3 protein-coding genes and 1 tRNA gene are annotated in these 1849 nt (G+C 61.3%); 1 reads left to right on the top strand and 3 read right to left on the bottom strand.

The features are described 5' to 3' along the window. The first annotated feature begins 169 nt into the window (after positions 1 to 169). Positions 170 to 246 (top strand) — tRNA-Met (locus B5M41_RS26685). 113 nt (positions 247 to 359) lie between these two features. Here B5M41_RS26685 and B5M41_RS26680 read toward each other — a convergent pair. The 3 genes from B5M41_RS26680 to B5M41_RS26670 all read right to left on the bottom strand — a co-directional run. Beyond that, the gene (locus tag B5M41_RS26680) at positions 360 to 953 is read right to left on the bottom strand and encodes a hypothetical protein (protein WP_134653399.1); all 594 of its coding nucleotides are present in this window, start codon (positions 951 to 953) and stop codon (positions 360 to 362) included. A 21-nt stretch (positions 954 to 974) separates the two neighbouring features. Continuing rightward, positions 975 to 1292, bottom strand: coding sequence for a PepSY domain-containing protein (locus B5M41_RS26675; RefSeq protein WP_134653397.1), 318 nt, complete (start codon positions 1290 to 1292; stop codon positions 975 to 977). 345 nt (positions 1293 to 1637) lie between these two features. Then, a partial coding sequence (locus B5M41_RS26670) for an integrase core domain-containing protein (protein WP_230640336.1) occupies positions 1638 to 1849 on the bottom strand: 212 nt, incomplete at its 5' end.

Raw genomic sequence — 1849 nt, 5'->3', positions numbered from 1 at the left:
GCCGAAACCAAAGGGCCGCTTCAAGCGGCCTTTATGCTTTCCAGGCAGCGGATGTGTGGTTGCTGAAATACAACGGTATTTTGCCTCCGGCAAAAACCGGACCGGAAATACGATCTTTGCCTCCGGCAAAAATCGGTCGGTATTTTGCCTAACGGCAAAAACCGGGTAACGCGGGGTGGAGCAGCCCGGTAGCTCGTCAGGCTCATAACCTGAAGGCCGCAGGTTCAAATCCTGCCCCCGCAACCAAAACAAAACAAAAAGCCCTCTCATCAGAGAGGGCTTTTGGCGTTTGGGAAACGCGCAGCGTTTATCTTGCTCTATGTGAAAAGGGGCCGGCGATCTGCCGGCCCTTTTTACGTTCAACGCCTGTAGCGCAGGCGCTCCTGTTCGACTTCGGCCGGGCCATACGGATCGAGCGTGTCGTCGAAGCGGCTCCAGCCGCTTTCGGCATAGGCTGCGCGCCGCTGGTCGGGATCGACCCAGTTGGCGTTGCGAAGGATGGCTTCGGCCTCGCTCTCGAGAGTGTCGTCGACCTTCGCCGTGACGAGGGTGCCGCCGCGGCGCACACCTTCCGCATAGACATGCGCACGGTCTTCGGGAACGCCGGATTCGGTCAGCGCACCGATGAGGCCGCCGGCCGCACCACCGGCCACGGCGCCGGCGACGGCACCGGCGGCCGTCGCAGCGAGCCAGCCGGCCGCGACGACCGGACCGACGCCCGGAATGGCCATGACGCCGAGCCCGGTCAGCAGGCCGCCGACACCGCCGACCGCAGCGCCAATGCCCGCACCGGCGCCGGCGCCTTCGGCGGCGTTGCTTTCGCGGCCATGACGGTCGCCGGCATTGTTGGAAACGATGCTGATATCGCTCGAGGGCACGCCGCGCGCCTCAAGCGCGCTGACGGCAGCACTTGCATCGGAATAGTCGTCGAAAAGTCCTGTGACGGTCTTCATGGGAACCTCCTGATTGTGGAATTAGTTGGCGACGATGTTGCCTTGATAGTCGAGGGCGACGCCGACGGCCTTGCCGTCCTTCATCGCCTTGGCCTGCCAGACGCCCTTGTCGTCCAGCGTCAGGCCGGTGATGTCGCTGTAGCCGGCCTCGGCAATACGTTCCTTCGCCTGCTCCTCGGTGAAGCTGTTCGCGCCCTCGACAGGGGCGGTCGCGTTCTTGCTGTCCGGTGTAGCGACGGCCGGCGTATCGCCATCGGTTGTCGGCGTGGTGGCCGTCTGGGCGAAGGCGCCAAGGGCGGATGCGCTCACAAGAGCGGCGGCTAGAAGAATTTTTCTCATGATCGTGTTCCTCGTTGGAGCCTGAATGCAGGCCTTTTAGGAACATCGTGCCGGTCGCATGGTTCCGAAAAACGCAAAATAGAAATTGTCGTTCGGATATGGAACATCAGGCAAATCAAGGCGTTGCGCACGCGTCCGCTCGCATCCCGTGGTGAGGTTTCATGGGGCGTGGTCTTCTTTCTGGCTACTGGATATGTCCCGCCAATCGTCACCCTGCTGGTGCTATGGATTAAAAGGGGCCCTTCGGGTCACTCGTCGGAAGATCGTTCGCACTGCGCGTCGCCTGACGTGCATAATAGGCCGGCTTCCCGACTGGAGTGCTCCCCATTTCACCGGACAGATCGGCTAGTTTGATTTAGCCCTGATGAACTGCCGAGGGGAAGCCATCTTGAGTGCGGAATGGGGATGGATTTCGTTGTAGTCTTCGATCCATCCGTCGATGAGCCGGAGCGCCGTTTCGGCGTCTGGCAGAGCTGATATGCGCACGTAATCCCGTTTCAGGGTTTTGACGAATGCCTCTGACATTCCGTTCGACTGGGGACTGGCGACCGGCGTGA

This window comes from Shinella sumterensis, assembly GCF_004514425.2.
Taxonomy (GTDB): domain Bacteria; phylum Pseudomonadota; class Alphaproteobacteria; order Rhizobiales; family Rhizobiaceae; genus Shinella; species Shinella sumterensis.
This window is presented reverse-complemented; position numbering and strand designations above follow the sequence as displayed.

What these genes read in the sequence shown, in the direction of transcription:
- B5M41_RS26675 (WP_134653397.1), bottom strand. Translation starts at nt 1,292, where the DNA reads ATGAGAAAAATTCTTCTAGCCGCCGCTCTTGTGAGCGCATCCGCCCTT.
- B5M41_RS26680 (WP_134653399.1), bottom strand. Translation starts at nt 953, where the DNA reads ATGAAGACCGTCACAGGACTTTTCGACGACTATTCCGATGCAAGTGCT.